The sequence below is a fragment of the Bradyrhizobium genosp. A genome, from assembly GCF_049949275.1.
In the GTDB taxonomy this organism is placed as follows: domain Bacteria; phylum Pseudomonadota; class Alphaproteobacteria; order Rhizobiales; family Xanthobacteraceae; genus Bradyrhizobium.
This window is the reverse complement of record NZ_CP188196.1, coordinates 6,059,606-6,080,036: the sequence shown is the minus strand read 5'-3', so window position 1 is coordinate 6,080,036 and position 20,431 is coordinate 6,059,606. Positions and strand designations below refer to the sequence as shown.

Sequence of the window (20,431 nt, the reverse complement as noted above, 5' to 3'; positions counted from 1 at the left end):
CGCCCACCCCTGGGCAAGTTGACGCTGGCACGCGCAGCGGACTTGCCAGATCGTTCACAACCTCTAGGCTAGGGACCGACGGCCGGGCTGCCGCCAGGGCCGCGCTCCTCGACGAGGGACGTGCGATGTCTGACACGCTTCGCCTGTTGCTTGCCTTGCTCGAACTCGGGCCCCGTTTGAAGGATCTGCTGGGCGACAAATGGCCCCCTTACGCCGAGGAATTGCAGGAGCTCGCCGGGCGCGCCGGCCACGGCGAAGATCCGGATCAGCTTCGCCAGTCGCTCGACCTGCTGGTCGTGCGGTTGCTTACGGAGTCGCCGGCCATGGAACTTGTCGAACGCGTGATGGCAGACATGGCAGCGCCGGTGGCCGCCAAGGAGACCGTGACGCGTCGCGGCCGGGTGTCGCCCGTCGTCCCGGACACAGTCCGGCCGACCACGGATGAGACGACCGGCGTTGTCACCATCCCCGTGTTCTACGGCACCGACCGCGCCCGCGGCGACGACACACCGGCGCATTATTTTGGCGGCGCGCGCGGCACGCTGTCGCTGGGGATCGCAGAGGTCAGCGTGCCCACGCGCGGCCGCGACCTCGGCGACCTCGCCAGTCCCAGTTGGTGGCGTCTCGAATTCTCGGCCAATCCGGAAAAGCATGTGATTCTCACGGCTGTCGCGGCGCTTGGCCGGGACGCCTTCGTCACCAGCCTGAAGGACTCGCTTGCGGCGGCGGGCGAGCACGACGTCCTGATCTTCGTGCACGGTTACAACGTGACATTCGAGGATGCGGCGCGGCGGGCCGGGCAGCTTGCAGTGGATTTGAAATTCGCCGGCCGGACGCTGCTGTACAGCTGGGCGTCGGCGGCGGACACCAAGAAATACACCGTGGACGAGAGCACGATCGATTGGTCGCGCGACAATTTCGAGGCGTTTCTCCAGCTCGCGCTCGGCGAGGTCGGTGCCGGCAAGGTTCACATCATCGCCCACAGCATGGGCAACCGCGCGGTGATCAACACGCTCGAACGCGTCACGTCCTGGCAGCTGCCGGCCGGCGCCGCAAAGCTCGGCCAAATCATCTTTGCCGCGCCCGACATCGACCGCGACCGCTTCGTCCAGCTCGCCGCAAAATTTAGAGGCTGCGCCGTGCGCGTCACGCTCTATGCCTCGTCGCGCGATGTCGCGCTGCTGGCCTCGAAATTCGTGCACGGCTACCCGCGTGCGGGTGAAGCCGGCGAGATGCTGACGGTTGTTGACGGCATCGACACCATCGATGCGTCGCTGGTCGACACCAGCCTGGTCGGCCTGCACCATTCCTATTTCGGCGAGAAACGCTCGATCCTGAACGACATGTTCAACCTGATCTCGCAGCAACTCGCGCCCGACCAGCGCTTCGATCTTCAGGCCGCAGGCGATGCGCGCCGGAAGTATTGGAGCTATCGGGCCTAGAGGATTTACAATGGTTCGAGGCGTGGCAGATTGCCGCGATCACGAAACCATTTCAGCACTTTTCGCGTTATGTGTTGTTTCCATATCTCTTCTTTGGCGAGAACAGAGGGCGCTAAAATGCGTGACAGGTCCGTGAATTCGAGAATTGGCCGCAAAACTGCGCTGGCCGCGCTCACCACTCTCGCCATGGTCGCAGCGTCCATATCGCCGTCGGCTGCCGCGTCTCCGACAGCGGCCAAGTCAACGGCCAAGGCAACGGCCGCGGTGGCAGGGCAAGGCTCGTCCAGCGCGACCGATTTCAGCGCCGCGCGGCGTCGTCACTACTACCGGCGCGGACCGAACGCCGCCGGCCTTGCCTTCATGGGCGTCGCGGCCGGTCTGATCGGCGGCGCGATCGCCGAGAGCCGACGCCAGGAGTATTATGACAATTATTACTATGGCGGCCCGCGCTATTATGGTCCCGGCTACGGTTATTATGGCGGTCCGCGCTACTACTACGATCCGTATTGACGGTTACCGTTGCCCGGCGGGCAAAACAGCTGCACCGCCTGTCAATCCCTCCCGGTAAAAACATTCCGCTTTACCGAAATTCGGAAATGGCGTATCTGTCGCGGCATCCCGGCTCATCCTTGAGGGGCGATCGTACGTCGTCACTGATTGCGAGCCGGGCTTGCGGTGGACGCGGCAGCGTCGGCACGAGAGGTGCGGGCAGGGCGGGTAGTCCCTGTGAGCCCGAAACCGCGCGCGGATGAGCGGCGCTGTCAAGTTCGTCTCGCCAACATTCTTGCGGCGCGTGTGCACACTGCCGCGAGACCCTGTGGCACCAGGCGAGCGCGCGTACGGCAAAACCGTGTGGTCCTGGCCGTCGTCGCTACGGTCAAGCTTTTCGCGGAGGTGTGGGGCGCCCAACCGGGTCAACCGCATCGTCAATTCGCGAAGCGGGGGAGGCCAGAAGGAATTCGGCTCCCGGGAGAGCACGGCATAAGCCGTCAACCCATCGCGCAGGGAAGGCCGAGTGATTGGCACCACCTGTATGCTGCTGTGCGGTTTTCCTGCGCTACACACTCGCGCAGCGGACCGCGGGTGCGAAGTCAGCACCCGGCCTTCCCTGCGCCCTCTTGGATAAGAGGGTGGCAAGAGACTGGAGAGATCAAGCAAAGCTCGGGCGACTTGCGCCGCGAGGCTTCGAAGGTGTGCCTGGAGCTACACACTCGCTGTCATCGCCCGCGAAGGCGGGCGATCCAGTACTCCGAGACGGTTGTGATCGATCCGAGAGGCCGCGGCGTACTGGATTCCCCGCCTTCGCGGGGAATGACAGCGTCATTTGGAGAGCGAAACCGTTGCCTCTTGCTCCGTCATTGCGAGCGCAGCGAAGCAATCCAGAATCTTTCCGCGCGGGCGGTCTGGATTGCTTCGTCGCAAGGGCTCCTCGCAATGACGACGTGGAAGCAGTTGCGCTCTACCGCTCTATCGCTTCCGCTTCACCGTCCGGCTGGCGCCGACATTGCGCCGTTGGCGTAGCGCGACCAGTCGGGTGTGGTCGGCTGCGATGGCCACATGGCCGCATTGGAGTCGCGCACCGACTGGGTGATGGGCGCGGGCTGCGCCTTGCGGACGTGATGGCGATCGCTTGCCGCGGCGGTCTGGATGGTGACGGCGGTGATCAGCGTGGCGCTGAGAATGGCAAGAGTCTTTTGCATGGTTGTTTCTCCCGTGACGACGGCCCGGTCTTGAGATGTGTCATTGTCGTCGCCGCTGACATGGCGACGCGTCCGGCCGAATATCACCGTCGCCGGCTTCACGATGGAGCGAGCAAATTTTTTGGTCCCGGCTAAATATTCGGCAACCGCCCCGCCGGGCGCGGTGGACTTGCCCCCCGCAATCCGGTTGAATGGGGCCAATCGAGGTTTCAGGCGCGACAACGATGTCGAAATATCTGCTGGTCCTGCTTTTGGTCGCCTCACCGGCTGCGGCGCAGGTCAAACTGACCCCCAAAATCTCGGCCGCGCATCCCGACCCCTGTGCCCCGATCGGGCGCACCGCGGACGGCAAGCTGGTCTATTCCATGAAATGCGAGAACCTGCCGGCGCCGCCTGCGCCACCGCCGCAGGCGGAACTGAAGGAGGCGCCCGCACCCACCGCCGAGCCGGAGCCGGAGGTACGCCGAAGCGGCATTCTCGGCTGGTCTTACGACCGCAGGTGAAGGGTCCGGCGCCACTTGCGCGAAGCCCGCTGGAATGCTCTTTGCTTGCAAGTTCCCCGTGGGCCATGGCCCCCGATCCAGAGAGATGAGATGAGCAAACTCGTTATCCGCGCCGGCGATTTCACCTTCGATGCCCGCTTCGAGGAGCAGGCGGCGCCCAAGACCGTCGCGGCGTTTCGCAAGGCGTTGCCGTTCGAGAGCCACATCATCCATGTGCGCTGGAGCGGCGAAGGCGTCTGGATGCCGCTCGGCGATCTCGACTTCGGCGTCGGCTACGAGAACCACACCAGCTATCCCGCGCCCGGCCAAATCATCCTCTATCCCGGCGGCATCAGCGAGACCGAGATTCTGATGGCGTATGGCGGCGTGCATTTCGCCAGCAAGATGGGCCAGCTCGCCGGCAATCACTTCATCACCGTGACCTCGGGCCTGGAGAATCTCGCGACGCTGGGCAAGAGCGTGCTGTGGAAGGGCGCGCTGCCGATTCGCTTCGAGGAAGTCTGAGTGACTGATACAAGCTACCCGCGCGATCTCCGCGGTTACGGCCGCAATCCGCCGCATCCGCAATGGCCCGGCAACGCGCGGGTCGCGGTGCAGTTCGTCGTCAACTTCGAGGAAGGCGGCGAGAACAACATTCTGCACGGTGACCGCGCCTCGGAAGCGTTCCTGTCCGACGTGCTGGGTGCACAGCCCTGGCCCGGCCAGCGTCACGCCAATATCGAATCGATGTTCGAATATGGCTCGCGCGCCGGGTTCTGGCGGCTGTGGCGGATGTTCAACGAGCGGAAGTGGCCGACCACCGTGTTCGGCGTCGCCACGGCGCTGAAGCGCAATCCGGAAATCGTCGCAGCGATGAAGGAGTCCGGCTGGGACATCGCCAGCCACAGCCTGAAATGGATCGAGCACAAGGACATGACGGAAGCGCGGGAGCGCGCCGAGATTGCCGAGTCGATCCGCGTCCACACCGAGGCGACCGGTTCGCGGCCGCTCGGCTGGTACACCGGGCGCTCCTCGATCAACACCAACCGGCTTCTGATGGAGGAAGGCGGCTTCCTCTATCTCTGCGATTCCTATGCCGACGATCTACCCTATTGGGTCAAGGGCGCGAAGGGCAAGCAGCTCATCATTCCCTATACGCTCGACGCCAACGACATGCGCTTCATCAATCCGCAGGGGTTTGCCGAGGGCCAGCAGTTCTTCACCTATCTGAAGGATGCCTTCGACGTGCTCTATGCCGAGGGCGAGACCGCGCCGAAGATGATGTCGGTGGGGCTGCACTGCCGTCTCGCTGGTCGGCCCGGCCGCGCCGCGGGCCTGATCCGCTTTCTCGACTATATCGGCAAGCACGAGCGCGTCTGGGTGCCGACGCGGCTGCAGATCGCGCAGCATTGGCATGACAGGCACGCCCATCTTGCCGCCGATGCATTCGAGATCGGGTAAGGCTGCGATGTCGCAGATCTCGCTCGCCGATCTCAACGCTGCAAGCCAGGCCGACTTCGTCGCCGCGCTCGCCAACGTCGTCGAATATTCGCCCTGGATCGCCGAGCAGCTCGCGGCGCAGCGGCCGTTTGCCGGCGTCAACCAGCTGCATGCCGCGCTGATCGCGGCGATACAAGCTGCGGAACCCGATGTGCAGCTGGCGCTGATCCGGGCGCATCCCGATCTCGCCAACAAGACCCAGCGCGCGGCAGGCCTGACGGTGGAATCGACCGACGAGCAGAACAGCGCCGGCCTCGACCGGCTGTCGGAGGCCGAATATGCGGCGTTCGAGCGCGTCAACAACGGCTACCGTGAAAAATTCGGCTTTCCCTATATCGTCTGCGTGCGCCGCCACACCAAGGATTCCGTGCTGCGCGACTTCGAGACGCGGTTGCGCAACATTGCCAAGACCGAGACGCGACGCGCGATCGAGGAGATCGGACGGATCTCGGCGCTGCGGCTCGATCAGCTCGTCGTCGCCGACGACAAGCTGAAGGTGCACGGCCGGCTCTCAACCCATGTGCTGGATAATCACGCCGGCAAGCCCGCGCCTGGAATTGCGGTGGAGCTGGTCGAGCTCGCGAATCTCGGCGAGAGCCGCGTGATCGCGCGTGCGGTGACCAACGCCGACGGCCGCACCGACCAGCCGCTGATCGGCGGTCGTCCGCTGCCGATCGGCCGCTACGAGCTGCGGTTCAACGTCGCCAGTTATTACGCCGAGCGAAACGTGCAGCTCCCCGATCCGCCGTTCCTCGACGAGATTCCGCTGCGCTTCGCGATCAGCGAGCCCGAGGGGCACTACCATGTGCCGCTGCTGGTGACGCCCTGGAGCTATTCGACGTACCGCGGGAGTTAGTCGCCGAACTTCTCGTGCAGGGCTGGAAACAGCCGGTCTGGCTTGAAGGGTGGTGCGGTGAAGCGGGCACCGGTGGCATCGGCAATCGCGTTGCCGAGCGCGGCGGCGACCGGATTGTACGGGCTCTCACTCATCGACTTCGCACCTAACGGTCCGATGCTATCGGATGTCTCGGCGAACAACACTTCCGTGCGCGGCACATCCGCGAAGGACGGCAGATGATAATCGCGGAATTTGGGATTGGTGACGCGCCCCGTAGCATCGATCACCATCTCCTCGTAGAGCGCCGCACCGAGCGCTTGCGCAACGCCGCCCTCGACCTGGCCGCGGCACTGCATGGGATTGGCGACGACGCCCGCATCCGCCGCCTGCACGCTCCTGAGAATCTTGATCTCACCGGTGCCCTTGTTCACGGCGACGCGAAAGCCCTGCACATTGAAGCCGACGGATCTCGGCGTTCCCTCGGAATTGCCGTGCGCCACGAGCGGACGACCCGCCTCGCGCGCGAGCTTCGCCAGCTCGGTAAAGGACATCCGCCGTACGCCGCTGACGACGAATTCACCTTCGAGCGTGCAACTCGCTGCATCGCAAAGCCATGCGTTGGCGGCGGCCGCCTTCAATTCGGTCGCAAGCTGCATGGCGGCTGCCTGCGTCGCCTTGCCGGCAACGAACGTGCCCGTGCTGCCATAGGCGCCGGTATCGTGGCCGCCATGGGCGGTGTCGGATTGGCGCAGGCGGATCCTGTCGACGGTGGTCGCGAGAACTGTCGCAGCGATCTGCCGGTGCACGGTGCTGGTGCCATTGCCGAACTCGGCGGTGCCGACGGTGAGATCGAAGCCGCCATCGTCGTTGAGCGCGATCATCGCGTCGGCGATATGGCCGGCGGGAGGCGCGGTGTCGATCATGGTCAGCGCGATGCCGTCGCCGGTCAGCCATTCCGGCGACAATTCGGGCTGTGCCTGATCGACCTGCATCGCGCGCTCGACGAGGTCGATGCACTGGTCGAGCCCGTAGGAGCCGTAAAGCACGTCGTGATAGTCGGACGCAGGCGGCGACAGCATGGGATCGCCGCGCCTGACGATATTGCGGCGGCGCATGTCGTAAGGGCTGATGCCGAGTTGCTTGGCCAGCTCGTCGATGGCGGCTTCCACCGCGATCACGGTCTGGGGCAGGCCATATCCGCGAAACGCGCCTGCCGGCACCGTGTTGGTGTAGACCACGAACCCGTCGACCCGCTTGTTGGGGCAGTTATAGACGGCGATGGACTCGGACACCGCGTGGAACATCACGGAGCCGCCGTGATTGCCGTAGGCGCCGGTGTTGGAGAGCACGTCGAGTTGCAGCGCGGTGAGCTTGCCGTCGGCATCGGCGCCGGCCTTGATGTGGACCCGCATCGGGTGCCGCGTCGACGTCGCGATGAACTGTTCTTCGCGGGTGAGCTCAAGCTTGACGGGCCGACCGGTCTTCAGCGCAGCGAGTGCCAAAATATCCTCGACGAACATCTCCTGCTTGCCGCCAAAACCGCCGCCGACGCGCTCGCAGAACACGCGGACCTTGTCCATGGGAAGCCCAAAGATGTCCGAAAGCGCCCGCCGGGTCAGGAACGGCACCTGCGTCGAGGTGCGGACGTTGAGGACGCCAGCATCATCGAGCCAGGCGAGGCCGCCATGGGTCTCAAGCGCTGCGTGCTGCACACGGTGACTGTGGAAGGTGGCATCAAAGGCGACCGCGGATGTGGCGAGCGCCGAGGCGACATCGCCGAACTCGCCATGTATCTCCGCGACGAGATTGCGTTGCGCGTCGGCAACGCGGTTCGTGGTGGTGCGATCGGGATGAACGAGGGGAGCGCCCGGCGCCATCGCCTGTTCAGGATCGATCAGCGCAGGCAAAATCTCGTAGTCGACCTTCAGCCGGCGGCAGGCCTCCTCGGCAGCGCCTTCGCTGTCCGCGACGACGGCGGCGACCTTCTGGCCGACGAAGCGGACGATTTCGTCGAGGATGCGGGTGTCCTCGGGGTCCATCCAGTCCTTCTCGTGCCGCGCCGTCGAGAACAGCACCGGAGGCGCATCCTCATGCGTCAGGATCGCGTGCACGCCGGGTACAGCCATCGCCGCCGATCTGTCGATCGCGACGATCCTGCCATGCGCATGCGGCGAGCGCAGCAGCTTGATGTGCAGCAAGCCGTCGATTTGGGTGTCGAACGTATAACGCGCCGTGCCGCGGACGACGTCCGGGCCCGCGGGCGCCGGCAGACTGCGGCCGAACGCGCCGCCGGCCTCGACGCTGTCCTCGACATTGGTCTTGCCGTTGATCGCGTCCTCGATCGCGCGATAGCCGGTGCAGCGACAGATGTTGCCCTTCAGCGCGGCGCCGAGATCGGTGCGCTGCGCCTGGTTCAACGAGGCGCAGGTGAGGATCATGCCGGCGGTGCAGAAGCCGCACTGGAAGCCCTGCGCGTCGAGGAAGGCCTGCTGCATCGGGTGCGCGCCATGCTCGCCGCCAAGACCTTCGATCGTCGTGATCGCGCGCCGCTCGGCGCGAAACGCAGGGATCAGGCAGCTGTGCACGGGCTCGCCGTCGAGCAGCACGGTGCAGGCGCCGCAATCACCGGCGTCGCAGCCTTTCTTCACCCCGAACTGGCCGAGCTCGCGCAAGAACGTGCGCAGGCACTGGCCGGCGCGTGGCGTTTGCGGAAATGTCGCGCCATTGACCTCGAAGCTCATGGCGGCGCTGCACCCAGAAGCTCGGCGCGGATCTCCTCTGCGAGCCGCAGCGTCATGTGCTTGCGCCAGAGCGGCTTGCCGTGGATGTCGGCATGGTAGAGATCGTCGGTGATTGCCTCGGCGATTGCCGTGCGGAGCGCGTTCGCATCGGGCGGCTTTGGAAACGACAACGGGATCGGGCGCACGGTCGATGCGGTCACGGTCAGCTTCAGCGTGCCAGCGCTGTCGAGGCTTCCGATCAGAAGTGCTGCGGAGCGGCCGACCGGGGCGAGCGAGATCTGGCGAAACGCGCAGCGACGCTTCAGTGCGGCAAGTGGAATGTCGATCTGCCGCAGCAGATCGCCCGGCGCCAAACGGTTGCGCTGGTTGCCCGTCACAAATTCGGCGACGGGAATCCTCTGCTCGCCACCGCCGGCCTTCCAGATCGTGCAGACGCCGTCGAGCGCGGCGGTGAGCGAGATCATCGGCCCTGCCGGCAGCGACATGCAGAGATTGCCGCCCACCGTCGCCGTCTTCCAGATTTTGAAGGAGGCGAGAAAAGCGCGGCAGCATTGGCTGATCAGCGGTGCTGCGAGCCAGTCGGTGGGGCAGGTGAGCGCATCGAGTTGCGAGATCGTGCAGGTGGCGGCGATGCTGAGGTGGCTCTCGGTGATCGTCAACGCCGGCCATTTCAGATCGGTGAGATCAATCAGCCGCGTGAGGTGGATCTGCGGCTCCGAGAACAGCCACGTGCCGCCCGCGAGCCAAGCATCACCTGGCGTCCAAACGGGCAACTGCGCGCGCGTTTGCGGACGGGCGACTGCTGTGATGGTATTCAAGTCCATGGCTGCGCTTAGGCCGGGTGAATTGTGTCGAGGGAAAGTCTTGCAAGACCAGCGCCAACTGGCAACAACAAGTCGCAGCAATAACGCTCTCGCGATGGCCTCTGCCTTGCAGGCCATTCGTTAACGAGGGTGAGGAGAAACAGGATCATGAGCATCGCAAAGCCGATCTGGATCAGGGATCCCCTGGCCATCCTCGCTGATGGCGCCGGGCGCGGAATCGTCGTTAAAGATGGCCGTATCGTTGAACTCGTGCCGGCCGGCGGAACACCGGCGACCGCCGATGCCACGGTGTTTGATGCGAGCGAGCACGTCGTGTTACCGGGCCTGATCAACACCCATCATCATTTTTATCAGACGCTGACGCGGGCGCTGCCGGCGGCGATGGATCGCGAACTGTTTCCCTGGCTCAAGGCACTCTATCCGGTGTGGGCGAAGCTGACGCCGGAATCGCTCGAGCTTGGCGTCACCGTAGCGATGGCCGAGCTGCTACTGTCGGGTTGCACCACCACGACCGATCATCACTATGTCTTCCCGGCGGGGCTCGAAGAATCCGTCGACATCGAGGTCGGCGTCGCAGAACGGCTTGGCGTGCGCGTGCTGCTGACGCGCGGCTCGATGAACCTGTCGCAGCGCGACGGCGGCCTGCCGCCGGATAGCGTTGTGCAGGATGAGGACACCATCCTCGCCGACAGCGCGCGCGTGGTCGCCAAGCATCACCAGCCCGGTGCGGATGCGATGGTGCAGATTGCGCTCGCGCCCTGCTCGCCGTTCTCGGTGACAACGTCGCTGATGCGCGCTACCGCCGATCTGGCCGACAAGCTCGACGTGCGCCTGCACACCCATCTCGCCGAGACCGAGGACGAGAACAAGTTCTGCCAGCAGATGTATGGCTGCCGCCCGCTCGACTATCTCGAACAATGCGGCTGGCTCAATGCGCGGACCTGGCTCGCCCACGGCATCTTCTTCAACGCCGACGAGATGAAGCGCCTCGGCAAGGCGAAGACGACCATCAGCCATTGCGCCTGCAGCAATCAGCTGCTGGCGTCCGGCTGCTGCCCGGTGTGCGAGATGGAGGAGGCCGGCGTCGGGATCGGGATCGGCGTCGATGGCTCGGCGTCGAACGACGGCTCGAATCTCATGCAGGAAGTGCGTGCCGCGTTCCTGCTGCAGCGGGCGCGCTACGGCGTGACCAAGGTGAGTCACAAGGATGCGCTGCGCTGGGTCACCAAGGGCTCGGCGGCGTGCGTGGGCCGGCCGGAACTCGGCGAGATCGCGGTCGGCAAGGCCGCCGACCTCGCGCTGTTCAAACTCGACGAGCTGCGCTTCTCCGGCCATGGCGATCCGCTGGCTGCACTGGTGCTGTGCGGGGCGCATCGGGCCGATCGGGTGATGGTGGCGGGGAATTGGGCCGTGGTCGACGGCGCGATCCCGGGACTGGACGTTCCGGACCTCATTCGCCGCCATAGTTCCGCGGCGCGGGCGATGCAGGCGGGGTAAAATAGAAAGAGGGGGCGACCACAAGTGCCGGGTGCTTCTGGCCACCCCCTCCGAACCTCCTCCGGGAGGAGCAGGTGATTTAGTCAATGCAAGAAGCGTGCTACTTGCCCGGCAGCTTGTCGTCGATGCCCTTGACGTAGAAATTCATGCCGAGAATCTGGCCGTCGTCGAGGTGATCGCCGCCCTTGCACTCGACCGGCTTGCCGTCCTGCCCAACGACCGGGCACTTGAAGGGATGCAGCTTGCCCGCGGTGATCGCGGCCTGGGCATCCTCGGCGATCTTCTTCACATCGTCAGGCATGTTGGTGTAGGGCGCCATCGCGAACATGTGGCTGTCGAGGCCGCCCCAGGTGTCTTCCGACTTCCAGGTGCCGGCGAGCTCGGCCTTGACGCGGTCGATATAGTAGGGCGCCCAGGTGTCGAGGATCGAGGTCATCTGGGTCTTGGGCCCGAACTTGATCATCTCGGAGTCCTGGCCGAAGGCGAGCTTGCCGCGTTCGCTGGCGATCTGCATCGCCGCTGGCGAATCCGTGTGCTGCATGATGACGTCGGCGCCCTGGTCGATCAGCGCCTTGGCGGCGTCGGCCTCCTTGCCCGGATCGAACCAGGTGTTGGCCCAGATGATCTTGACCTTGATGTTCGGATTGATGGTCTGTGCCGCGAGGATCGTCGCGTTGATGCCGGAGACGACCTCTGGGATAGGGAACGAGCCGATATAGCCGAGCACGCCGGACTTCGACATCTTGGCCGCGATCAGGCCTTGAATGTAGCGGCCCTGATACCATTTGGCCGAATAGGTCGACATGTTCTTGTCGCGCTTGTACCCGGTGGCGTGCTCGAAATGCACGTTCGGATATTTCTTGGCGACCTTCAGTGTCGGGTCCATGTAGCCGAACGACGTCGTGAAGATCAGCTTGTTGCCGGCACGGACCAGCTGCTCGATCGCGCGCTCGGCGTCGGGACCCTCCGGCACGTTTTCGAGATAGGTGGTTTCGATCTTGTCGCCGAGCTCCTTCACCAGCGCCTGGCGGGCGAACTCATGCTGATAGGTCCAGCCGAGATCGCCGATCGGGCCGAGGTAAATGAAGCCGACCTTCAACTTGTCGGCGGCGGAGGCTGCGCTGACGCTCCCGGCAAGCAGAAGGCCGGCAGCCAGCGCAAGAAGTGATTTCCTCATCATCAATCTCCAAACAGTCGGGGAAAGCTACGATCCGCAACGTGCGCGCCCCATCGCGCACGCCGCGGAAATCAAAAACCTAGCGGTCAGGCACGAACACGGTGCCGAGCGCGGCCGGCGCGGTCGAGCCGCCGGTGCGCGCGCGGGAGAGCAGGACCAGAACGATGACAGTCGCGAGGTAAGGCAGCGCCGACATGAACTGGGAGGGAATGCCGACGCCCCAGCCTTGCGCATGCAGTTGCAGGATCGTCACCGCGCCGAACAGATACGCCCCGATCACCAAGCGTCCCGGCAGCCAGCTCGCGAATACCGTCAGGGCCAACGCAATCCAGCCGCGGCCGGCGGTCATGCCGGGAATAAAGAACGGCGTGTAGGCGAGCGGCAGATAGGCTCCCGCAAGTCCGGCGCAGGCGCCGCCGAACATCACGGCAAAAGTCCTGATGCGCAGCACGGGATAGCCGAGCGCGTGCGCCGAGACGTGGTTGTCGCCGCAGGCGCGCAGGATCAGCCCGGGCCGGGTCCGGTACAGGAACCACCAGACGCCGACGACCAGCGCCACCGAGAGATAGACGAAGGCGTCCTCGCCGAACACGACCCGGCCGATCAGCGGGATGTCGGTGAGGCCGGGAATGTAAAGATGCGCTGCCGGCGTAATGCGCTCGCCGACAAAGCCGGCGCCAATCAGGCCGGAGAGCCCGATGCCGAAGATTGTGAGCGCAAGACCTGTTGCGACCTGGTTGACGGCAAGCCCGAGCGCCATCAGCGCGAAGAGCAGCGACATCAGGATGCCGGCGACAATACCGCAGAGCGCGCCGATGACGATCGAGCCAGTCAGCCAGGAGCCGCCAAAGCCGCAGGCCGCGCCAACGATCATCATGCCCTCGACGCCCAGATTCAGGACGCCGGAGCGCTCGGTCACGAGCTCGCCGGTCGCCGCGATCAGAAGCGGCGTCGAGGCGGCGAGCACCGCGAGGATGATGGCTTCAGCCAGTTCCACGAGCCACCTGTCGGTTCGGGAGGACCAGCTTGAAGCGGTAGAGAATGAGGGAATCGCAGGCGAGCACGTAGAACAGCAGGATGCCCTGGAAGACCTTGGTGACGTCCAACGGGATCTTCATTGCGATCTGCGCCTGCTCGCCGCCGATAAAGGTCAGTGCGAGAAAAAGACCTGCAATTAATATTCCAATCGAGTTCAACCGGCCGAGGAAGGCGACGATGATTGCGGTGAAGCCGTAGCCGGGCGAGATGCCGGGCTGGAGGTGTCCGACGGGACCGGCGACCTCGATGATGCCGGCAAGGCCGGCCAACGCGCCCGACACCGCGAAGGTCAGGATGATCAGCTGGTTGGCGTTGAAACCTCCGAACCGCGCCGCGCGCGGCGCGGCACCCACCACACGGATCTCAAAACCCTTGATGGTTCGCCCGAGCAGGATTGCTGCTGCCGCAACGACCAGCAACGCGATGATCGAGCCGAGATGCAGCCGGCCGCCTTCGATCAGCAATGGCACCGTCGCCACAGGATCGAACTCGGCCGTGGTTGGGAAGTTGAAGCCGTTCGGATCGCGCCAGGGACCGCGAACAAGATAGTCCAGCAGGAGGTCGGCGACATAGACCAGCATCAGGCTGGTCAGGATTTCACTGGCGCCGAACTTCACCTTGCAGATTGCCGGGATCAGCGCATAGAGCGCGCCTGCGGCCGCGGCGAGCATGAGCATTGCCGGCAGCACCCAGGCGCCGGCGTCGGTGCCTTGCGTCTTCACCGCGATCCAGCTTCCGGCGACGGCGCCGATCAGGAATTGTCCTTCGGCGCCGATGTTCCAGGCGTTGGCGAGATAGCACAGCGACAGCCCGATCGCGATCATCACCAGTGGCGTCGCCTTCACCGCGATCTCCTGGAGCGAATAGCCGTCGGTCAGGGGCGCGATGAAATAGGCTTGCAGGGCGAGCAGCGGATTCTTGCCAAGGATCGCAAACAGGATGGTCATGGTCACGATCGTCATTCCGATCGCAATCAAGGGCGAGACCAGCGCGATTGTGTTGGAGCGCTCAGTGCGCTTCTCAAGCACCAACTGCATGCGAGGCCTCCTTCGGCTCCGGGCTGCTGCCGCCCATCAACAGGCCGAGCTTCTCGCGTGTCGCATCGCGCGTGGCGAGCGGCTCCGACAGGCGGCCGTGGAACATCACGGCGATACGGTCGGCGATCTCGGCGAGCTCGTCGAGATCCTGGCTGGTCACCAGTACCGCGGCGCCCGCGGTTGCGAGATCAAGCAACGCCTGGCGAATGACGGCGGCGGCACCGGCATCGACGCCCCAGGTCGGCTGGCTCACCACCAGCACCGCCGGGTTGCGCAGGATCTCGCGGCCGACGATGAATTTTTGCAAGTTTCCGCCGGAGAGGGATGCTGCTTCCGGATCGCGCTTGGCCTTGCGCACGTCGAATGTTTCGGTCGCCTTGTCCACGGTCTTCAGCATGGCGGCGGTGTCGATGAATCCGTGGTTGACCATGCCGCTGGCGGCGTGTCCGGTGAGCAGCGCATTCTCCGACAGCTTCATGCGCGGCGCGGTGCCGTGGCCGAGCCGCTCTTCGGGCACGAAAGCCGCGCCGAGCTTGCGCCGTTTGGTGATCGAGAGGTGGCCGGCGGCGATGCCCTCGATCACGACCGTGCCGGGGTCCTTCGACAGCCGCTCGCCGGACAATGCGGCGAACAATTCGTCTTGGCCGTTGCCAGCCACTCCGGCAATGCCGAGGATTTCGCCGCCCTTCAGCTCGAGGGAGATGTGCTCGAGCCGCACTCCGTGCGCCTCGCTAGGGGCGAGCGAGAGATCGTTGACGACCAGTCGCGGTATCGTGGTCTGCCGGCCGGCGGCTGCCTTCACTTCCCTGATCTCGCCGCCAACCATCATGCGTGCGAGCGAGGCGGCGGTCTCGAGCCGAGGATTGCAGGTCTGGATCTTCTTGCCGCCACGCAGGATCGTGGCGGTATCGCAGAGCCGCTTTACCTCCTCGAGCTTGTGGCTGATGTAGAGTATGGCGCGGCCCTCGGCCTTGAGCCGTTCCAACACGATGAAGAGCTGATCGGCCTCCTGCGGCGTCAGCACCGCGGTCGGCTCGTCCAGGATCAGGAATTTCGGGTCCTGCATCAGCGCGCGGACGATCTCGATGCGCTGGCGTTCGCCGACGGACAGCTGCCAGACCTCGCGCTTGGGATCGAGCGGCAGGCCATAGGTCTTCGACACCTGCTCCAGCCGCGCCGACATGTCCTTGAAGGATTCCTTGCCGCCGAGGCCAAGCGCGACGTTCTCGGCGACGGTGAGATTGTCGAACAAAGAAAAGTGCTGGAACACCATGCCGATGCCGCGGCTGCGCGCTTCCGACGGGCCGGACAGCACGATTCGATCGCCCTGCCAGCGAATCTCGCCGGCAGAGGGCTGGATCAGCCCATAGATCGCCTTCACCAGTGTCGACTTGCCGGCGCCGTTCTCGCCGAGCAAGGCGTGGATTTCCTTCAGCCAGATGTCGATGTCGATGGAATCGTTGGCGAGGAAATCCCCATAGCGTTTGGTGAGCCCAACCGTCCTGAGCAACGGGGACTCGCCGGAATGCAGGCCGTTAGGCGTCGGATCAAACATTCGCTGATGCGCTTGCATGGGATGAAGTGCCTCAATAGTGGGCTAGTTTGAACCGCCGCGTAAGGTGTGAAAAAGCGTCATCCCTTGCTCAACGCTTCGGCAGGAGGCCGGTCGCGTGAGTCGCGGCCGTTTCCAGACGCAAGGCGTCCCAACAGCCCCTTGCATGGCCTTTGCGGTCGCGCGCTGCACGCGGCGGCTGTTGCAAATTTGTGACGGTTCAAGCCAAATCGGAACCCGATATGCACGCTTGACGTGAAATTGAGCAAAGCCGCGCTCTTCCTCGTATGCACTTCGCCGCGACCACGACGGCGGTCTTCGACAGCCGCGCTTGGATTGTCGCGTCGACGCAAAAGGCAAACAGAATCAAACAGGAATGTTCGGCAATGGCGTCTCCGGCGTGGTCGAGAGCCATTGATGGTGCGGCACCAAATCTCCCAAAATTCCGCAGCGAAACGCTGCGCGCTGCCGAAACAAGCGGCATGCCCTGAAAAAAGTTGAGGCTTCTCACCTCGGGACTTCGGCGCAAGGGTCGCACCAAGGGGCGTTGATTTTTACGTGTCCAAACTTGGGGGTATTGAGGATGTCGTTTCGTTTCAAGGCAATTGCAGCAACGGCGCTGTCACTTGCTACGCTGGCCATCGGTGGCTGGGCTCACGCGGCGGATCTGCCGGTCAAGGCGACCAAGAAGGCGCCTGACCTCCCGTTCTTCCTGGTGATCGATAACCGCGTGTCGTTCTCCTACATCTTCACGGCGGCCCAGCCTGGAGCGTGGTCGCTCAAGCCGGACGGCACGGTAAACGCCAAGACTGCAAAGCAGGTCTATTCGTTCACCCACTTCGATGCTTGGGCTTACGGTACAAATTTCTTCACCATCTCGCTGTTCAAATCCGACCAGAACGATCCGGCGGGGCCGTGTACTTCAACGGGAGTGATCCAAGATCCCTTGAACGGCTTTGCTACGGTAGCGGCAAACTGCGCCGGCGCGACCGAAATCTATGGACTGTTCCGATCGACCCTTGGCTGGAATCAGCTCTTTGACACCAAGGCCTTCAGCGTGGGCCCGCTGCACAACATCTCTTTCGAAGCGGGTATGGATGCCAATACCGAGAACAGATATTTCGGTGCGGCTAAGCGCGATGTGGTCGCCGGTTTGGAATTTGCCTTCGACCTGCCTTACAAGGGGTATTTCAACGTTTCGCCGCTGGTCTACTGGGAGTTCTATAACCACAATTCGTTCAGCCAGTGCGGCGCCGGATGGAGTCCGAACAATCCGGGCGTGACCTGTCTCGCGAACGGAAACACGAGTTACAAGCCGACGTGGGCAATCGAAACCAACTACTACATGGACTTGGGCTTCCTGCCAGAGAACATGCAGTATTTCTCGATCAGCGGCCGCTTGGCATGGTATGGCGCTAAGGGCACGGACACGGAGGGGTTGCCGTATAATCCGGGTAACAACGTTTATAACACCAAGGTGGAATTCAACTCCGAGCCGATCCGTTTGACCATGGATGCTTCCAAGGCGATCTGGGGTCCGAAGTATTCTCACTTCGTCGACGTGTGGGTGGCTTACCGTTACTGGCAGAATAAGTTCGGGCTCGATCACAACGCCCCATCGATCGCGTGTTCCGCCACCGTGGGCGGTGTAGCCCGGCCTAGCGGAGCCTGCACAGAGTCCTCGCTTTACTCTGGCATCACCGTGAAGTTCTGATCGCCCAACGATCTCAGGTAAATGGAGATGACGCCGCGCGGGAACGAGCGGCGTCATCCGTTTTTGAAGTGCCAGAGCGCAGGCTGGATTGGTCGAGGGTGTCATCCACCTCGTTGCTGTCCGCGAATGGGGAGGCGTGGAGGGTTATGATTCAGCGTCTGTAGAGACGCCTACCTCGTCCACACGCCGTCGTGCAGCGCTTCGGCCTCGTCTTCGAGCAGCGGGCCAACCACCGTCGTCGGCCGCTGGCCGCTGGCAAAAACCTCGCGGCAGGGCAGGTCGAGCGTCGGGTTCTCCGGGTGATTGCCGGTGACGCCGCGCAGGCGGTGCTCGCCGAGGCCATAGACCACGCGGCCGATGCCGGCCCAGTAGATCGCACCAGCGCACATCGCGCAGGGTTCGGCGGAGGAATAGAGCGTCGCCGTCGCCAGCACTTCGCGGCTCAGCGTGCGGCACGCTTCCGTGGCGGCCAGACGTTCGGCATGCCCGGTGCCGTCGTGGTCCGGCATGTAGCCATTCTCGGTCTCGATCAGCACCTTGCCGTCGGCATCGACGACGATGCAGCCGAAGGGATGGTTGCCGTGCGTGAGGGAGCGGCGGGCGACCGCGAAGGACAGACGCAAAAAGTGCTCGTCGCGTTCACTCTGGCCGTCCATCGATGCTCCGCGGTCAGTGGCCCGCCATGTGCCGGCCGACCTCGGTGAGATCGGCGTTGCTGGTCCGTGCTTCATACACGAATTCGCCGTGGAACATCACCACCAGCCTGTCGGACAGTTCGAGCAATTCGTCGAGATCTTCGCTGACCAGCAGCACTGCGGCACCGCGGTTGCGCGCAGCCATGATCTCGGCGTGGATCTGCGCCACGGCCGCGAAGTCGAGGCCGAAGCAGGGATTGGCTGCGATCAATACCTCGACATCGCCCGCAAGCTCGCGGGCGAGCACGGCGCGCTGCACGTTGCCCCCTGATAGCGCCGAGATCGGCGTATCCGGTGTGCGGGTCTTGATCTTGTACTGACCGATCTTCTTCTTCGCGTCGTCGCGGAAGGCGCCGCGGTTGAGCCACCAGCCCCCGCTCGCGAAGGGCGCGCGGTCGAACTCGCGGAAGGCGATGTTGTCGGAAACGCTCATGCCGCCGACGCAGGCGTTCTTCAACGGCTCCTCGGGCAGGAGCGACATCTTGTGGCGCCGCATCTCTTCGCGGCTGGCGTGATAGGGATCGCCTGCGACGCGGATTTCACCGCCCTCCGCTTCGCGCTGGCCGGCCAGGACTTCGACCAGCTGGCGCTGGCCGTTGCCGGAGACGCCGGCGATGCCGACGATCTCGCCGGCGCGCACGGTGAGGGAGACGTCATGCACGGCGATGGCGCCGGCATCGTCGAGCGCGCGGACCTTTGCCAGCTCTAACCGCGCCTGTCCGGCCTCGCCGGTCCGCGGCGGCTGCACGGTCAACTCCTCGGCGCCGATCATGGTGCGCGCCATTGCGTCCGGCGTCAGCTCGGCGACCCTGCCGGCACCGGCGAGCTTGCCGCGGCGCAGGATCGTGACCTCGTCGGCGAAGGCCATGACCTCGCGGAACTTGTGCGTGATCATCAGGATGGTCAGCTCGCCCTTGACGACCATGTCGCGGAGCATGCCGAGCACCTCGTCGGCTTCGGCGGGCGTTAGCACCGAGGTCGGCTCATCCAGGATCAGGAAGCGGCGCTTCAGATAGAGCTGCTTCAGAATCTCGCATTTCTGCCGCTCGCCGGCCGAGATGTCGGAGACTTTTGCAGAGAGCGGCACCTTGAAGGGCATGCGGGCGAGGAACGTTTCGAGCTCCTTCATCTCCTTCGGCCAGTTCACCACGGCGGGCACGTCATCGCGAGCCAGCACGAGATTCTCGGCGACTGTCATGGCCGGCACCAGCGTAAAATGCTGGTAGACCATGCCGAGGCCGAGCGCATGCGCGTCCTTCGGATTGGCGATCGCCTGCTCGCGGCCGCCGACGAGGATGTCGCCTTCGGTCGCGTGGTAATAGCCCATGATGCATTTGACGAGGGTCGACTTGCCGGCGCCGTTCTCGCCGAGCAGCGCATGGAACGAGCCGGGCCGCACCTTCAGCTCGACATTGTCCAGCGCCAGGAAATCGCCGAAGCGCATGGTCATGGCGATGGCATCGACGCCGAACGCGCCGGATGGCGGAGGCGGTTCGCCGATGATCACGAAATCGCTCCGATGAAGGCATCCGACGTCGAGACGGCGCCGAACACGCCGCCCTGCATCTTGATCATCTTCAGCGCATGGTCGTGGTTGCTCTTGTCGGTCGCGCCGCAGCAATCGTGCAGCAGCACGCATTCGAAACCGCGGTCGTTGGCTTCGCGCATGGTTGTGTGGACGCAGACATCGGTGGTGATGCCCGTGAGAACGATGTTCTCGATGCCGCGCACGCGCAGCATCAACTCCAGATCGGTGGCGCAGAACGAGCCCTTGCCGGGCTTGTCGATGACAGGCTCGCCCGGCATCGGCGCGAGCTCCTCGATGATGTCCCAGCCGGGCTCACCCCGCACCAGGATGCGGCCGCACGGGCCGGGATCGCCGATGCCGGCGCCGATCTGGCGCGAGCGCCAGCGCTTGTTGGCTGGCAGGTCCGAGAGATCCGGGCGGTGGCCCTCGCGGGTATGGATGACGTGAAAGCCTTGGCTCCGCATCGCCGCGAGCAGCTTCTTGATCGGCTCGATCGGTGCCCGCGTCAGCGACAGATCATAGCCCATCTTGTCGACATAGCCGCCGACGCCGCAGAAATCGGTCTGCATGTCGATGATGATGAGCGCGGTGTTTTGCGGGCGGAGATCGCCATTGTAGGGCCAGGCGTAGGGCTCGGACTTGATATAGCGCTCGGGCATGATTTCG

18 protein-coding genes are annotated in these 20,431 nt (G+C 64.2%); 8 read left to right on the top strand and 10 right to left on the bottom strand.

Going from position 1 to position 20,431, the window contains the following annotated elements; translation table 11 throughout:
* Window positions 1–125: 125 nt before the first annotated feature.
* Both ACP2YP_RS28485 and ACP2YP_RS28480 read left to right on the top strand, forming a co-directional pair.
* On the top strand, window positions 126–1,442 hold the full coding sequence (locus ACP2YP_RS28485; RefSeq protein ID WP_426419570.1) for an alpha/beta hydrolase: 1,317 nt from the start codon (window positions 126–128) through the stop codon (window positions 1,440–1,442).
* A gap of 132 nt (window positions 1,443–1,574) precedes the next feature.
* Window positions 1,575–1,952, top strand: a complete 378-nt coding sequence (locus ACP2YP_RS28480) for a hypothetical protein (protein ID WP_426419569.1) — start codon at window positions 1,575–1,577, stop codon at window positions 1,950–1,952.
* Window positions 1,953–2,923: 971 nt separating this feature from the next.
* Here the strand turns inward: ACP2YP_RS28480 and ACP2YP_RS28475 are convergent.
* A complete protein-coding gene (locus ACP2YP_RS28475) occupies window positions 2,924–3,142 on the bottom strand; it encodes a hypothetical protein (protein WP_426419568.1) in 219 nt (72 codons plus the stop codon).
* Between the two features lie 224 nt (window positions 3,143–3,366).
* On the opposite strand from ACP2YP_RS28475, the gene ACP2YP_RS28470 reads away from it, so the two are divergent.
* From ACP2YP_RS28470 to uraD, 4 genes are all read left to right on the top strand, one after another.
* Window positions 3,367–3,645 (top strand): hypothetical protein, encoded by a 279-nt coding sequence (locus tag ACP2YP_RS28470; protein WP_426419567.1) that lies wholly within the window; start codon window positions 3,367–3,369, stop codon window positions 3,643–3,645.
* Window positions 3,646–3,735: 90 nt separating this feature from the next.
* On the top strand, window positions 3,736–4,149 hold the full coding sequence (locus ACP2YP_RS28465; RefSeq protein WP_027531871.1) for a DUF3830 family protein: 414 nt from the start codon (window positions 3,736–3,738) through the stop codon (window positions 4,147–4,149).
* Window positions 4,150–5,085, top strand: coding sequence for an allantoinase PuuE (gene puuE, locus ACP2YP_RS28460; protein WP_426419566.1), 936 nt, complete (start codon window positions 4,150–4,152; stop codon window positions 5,083–5,085).
* A gap of 7 nt (window positions 5,086–5,092) precedes the next feature.
* Entirely contained in the window at window positions 5,093–5,980 is an 888-nt protein-coding gene (uraD, locus tag ACP2YP_RS28455; RefSeq protein WP_426419565.1) for a 2-oxo-4-hydroxy-4-carboxy-5-ureidoimidazoline decarboxylase, read from the top strand.
* Here the strand turns inward: uraD and ACP2YP_RS28450 are convergent.
* Together ACP2YP_RS28450 and ACP2YP_RS28445 are read right to left on the bottom strand one after the other, a co-directional pair.
* Complete coding sequence (locus ACP2YP_RS28450; protein WP_426419564.1) at window positions 5,977–8,703, bottom strand: molybdopterin-dependent oxidoreductase; 2,727 nt, start codon at window positions 8,701–8,703, stop codon at window positions 5,977–5,979. The genes uraD and ACP2YP_RS28450 overlap by 4 nt on opposite strands.
* Window positions 8,700–9,527, bottom strand: a complete 828-nt coding sequence (locus ACP2YP_RS28445) for an FAD binding domain-containing protein (protein ID WP_426419563.1) — start codon at window positions 9,525–9,527, stop codon at window positions 8,700–8,702. Before ACP2YP_RS28445 ends, ACP2YP_RS28450 begins: the two co-directional genes overlap by 4 nt.
* Window positions 9,528–9,674: 147 nt before the next feature.
* On the opposite strand from ACP2YP_RS28445, the gene ACP2YP_RS28440 reads away from it, so the two are divergent.
* Window positions 9,675–11,024 (top strand): 8-oxoguanine deaminase, encoded by a 1,350-nt coding sequence (locus tag ACP2YP_RS28440; protein ID WP_426419562.1) that lies wholly within the window; start codon window positions 9,675–9,677, stop codon window positions 11,022–11,024.
* Between the two features lie 100 nt (window positions 11,025–11,124).
* On the opposite strand, the gene ACP2YP_RS28435 is transcribed toward ACP2YP_RS28440, so the two are convergent.
* The 4 genes from ACP2YP_RS28435 to ACP2YP_RS28420 form a co-directional block, all read right to left on the bottom strand.
* On the bottom strand, window positions 11,125–12,201 hold the full coding sequence (locus tag ACP2YP_RS28435) for a BMP family ABC transporter substrate-binding protein (protein WP_426419561.1): 1,077 nt from the start codon (window positions 12,199–12,201) through the stop codon (window positions 11,125–11,127).
* A 79-nt stretch (window positions 12,202–12,280) separates the two neighbouring features.
* Window positions 12,281–13,198, bottom strand: coding sequence for an ABC transporter permease (locus ACP2YP_RS28430; protein ID WP_426419560.1), 918 nt, complete (start codon window positions 13,196–13,198; stop codon window positions 12,281–12,283).
* The gene (locus tag ACP2YP_RS28425) at window positions 13,185–14,276 is read right to left on the bottom strand and encodes an ABC transporter permease (RefSeq protein WP_426419559.1); all 1,092 of its coding nucleotides are present in this window, start codon (window positions 14,274–14,276) and stop codon (window positions 13,185–13,187) included. The genes ACP2YP_RS28430 and ACP2YP_RS28425 overlap by 14 nt, the downstream gene beginning before the upstream one ends.
* The gene (locus ACP2YP_RS28420; protein WP_426419558.1) at window positions 14,260–15,831 is read right to left on the bottom strand and encodes an ABC transporter ATP-binding protein; all 1,572 of its coding nucleotides are present in this window, start codon (window positions 15,829–15,831) and stop codon (window positions 14,260–14,262) included. Before ACP2YP_RS28420 ends, ACP2YP_RS28425 begins: the two co-directional genes overlap by 17 nt.
* Before the next feature lie 580 nt (window positions 15,832–16,411).
* Here ACP2YP_RS28420 and ACP2YP_RS28415 point away from each other — a divergent pair.
* A complete protein-coding gene (locus ACP2YP_RS28415; RefSeq protein WP_426419557.1) occupies window positions 16,412–17,542 on the top strand; it encodes a hypothetical protein in 1,131 nt (376 codons plus the stop codon).
* Between the two features lie 170 nt (window positions 17,543–17,712).
* Here the strand turns inward: ACP2YP_RS28415 and ACP2YP_RS28410 are convergent, their stop codons facing one another.
* Genes ACP2YP_RS28410 through ACP2YP_RS28400 form a run of 3 tightly spaced genes read right to left on the bottom strand, consistent with a single transcriptional unit; the run spans window position 17,713 to window position 20,424 of the window.
* Window positions 17,713–18,198, bottom strand: a complete 486-nt coding sequence (locus ACP2YP_RS28410) for a nucleoside deaminase (protein WP_426419556.1) — start codon at window positions 18,196–18,198, stop codon at window positions 17,713–17,715.
* Between the two features lie 13 nt (window positions 18,199–18,211).
* Window positions 18,212–19,744: an ABC transporter ATP-binding protein gene (locus ACP2YP_RS28405; RefSeq protein WP_426419555.1), complete on the bottom strand. Its 1,533-nt coding sequence runs from the start codon at window positions 19,742–19,744 to the stop codon at window positions 18,212–18,214.
* Window positions 19,741–20,424: a cysteine hydrolase family protein gene (locus ACP2YP_RS28400; protein WP_426419554.1), complete on the bottom strand. Its 684-nt coding sequence runs from the start codon at window positions 20,422–20,424 to the stop codon at window positions 19,741–19,743. The genes ACP2YP_RS28405 and ACP2YP_RS28400 overlap by 4 nt, the downstream gene beginning before the upstream one ends.
* Window positions 20,425–20,431 lie beyond the last annotated feature (7 nt).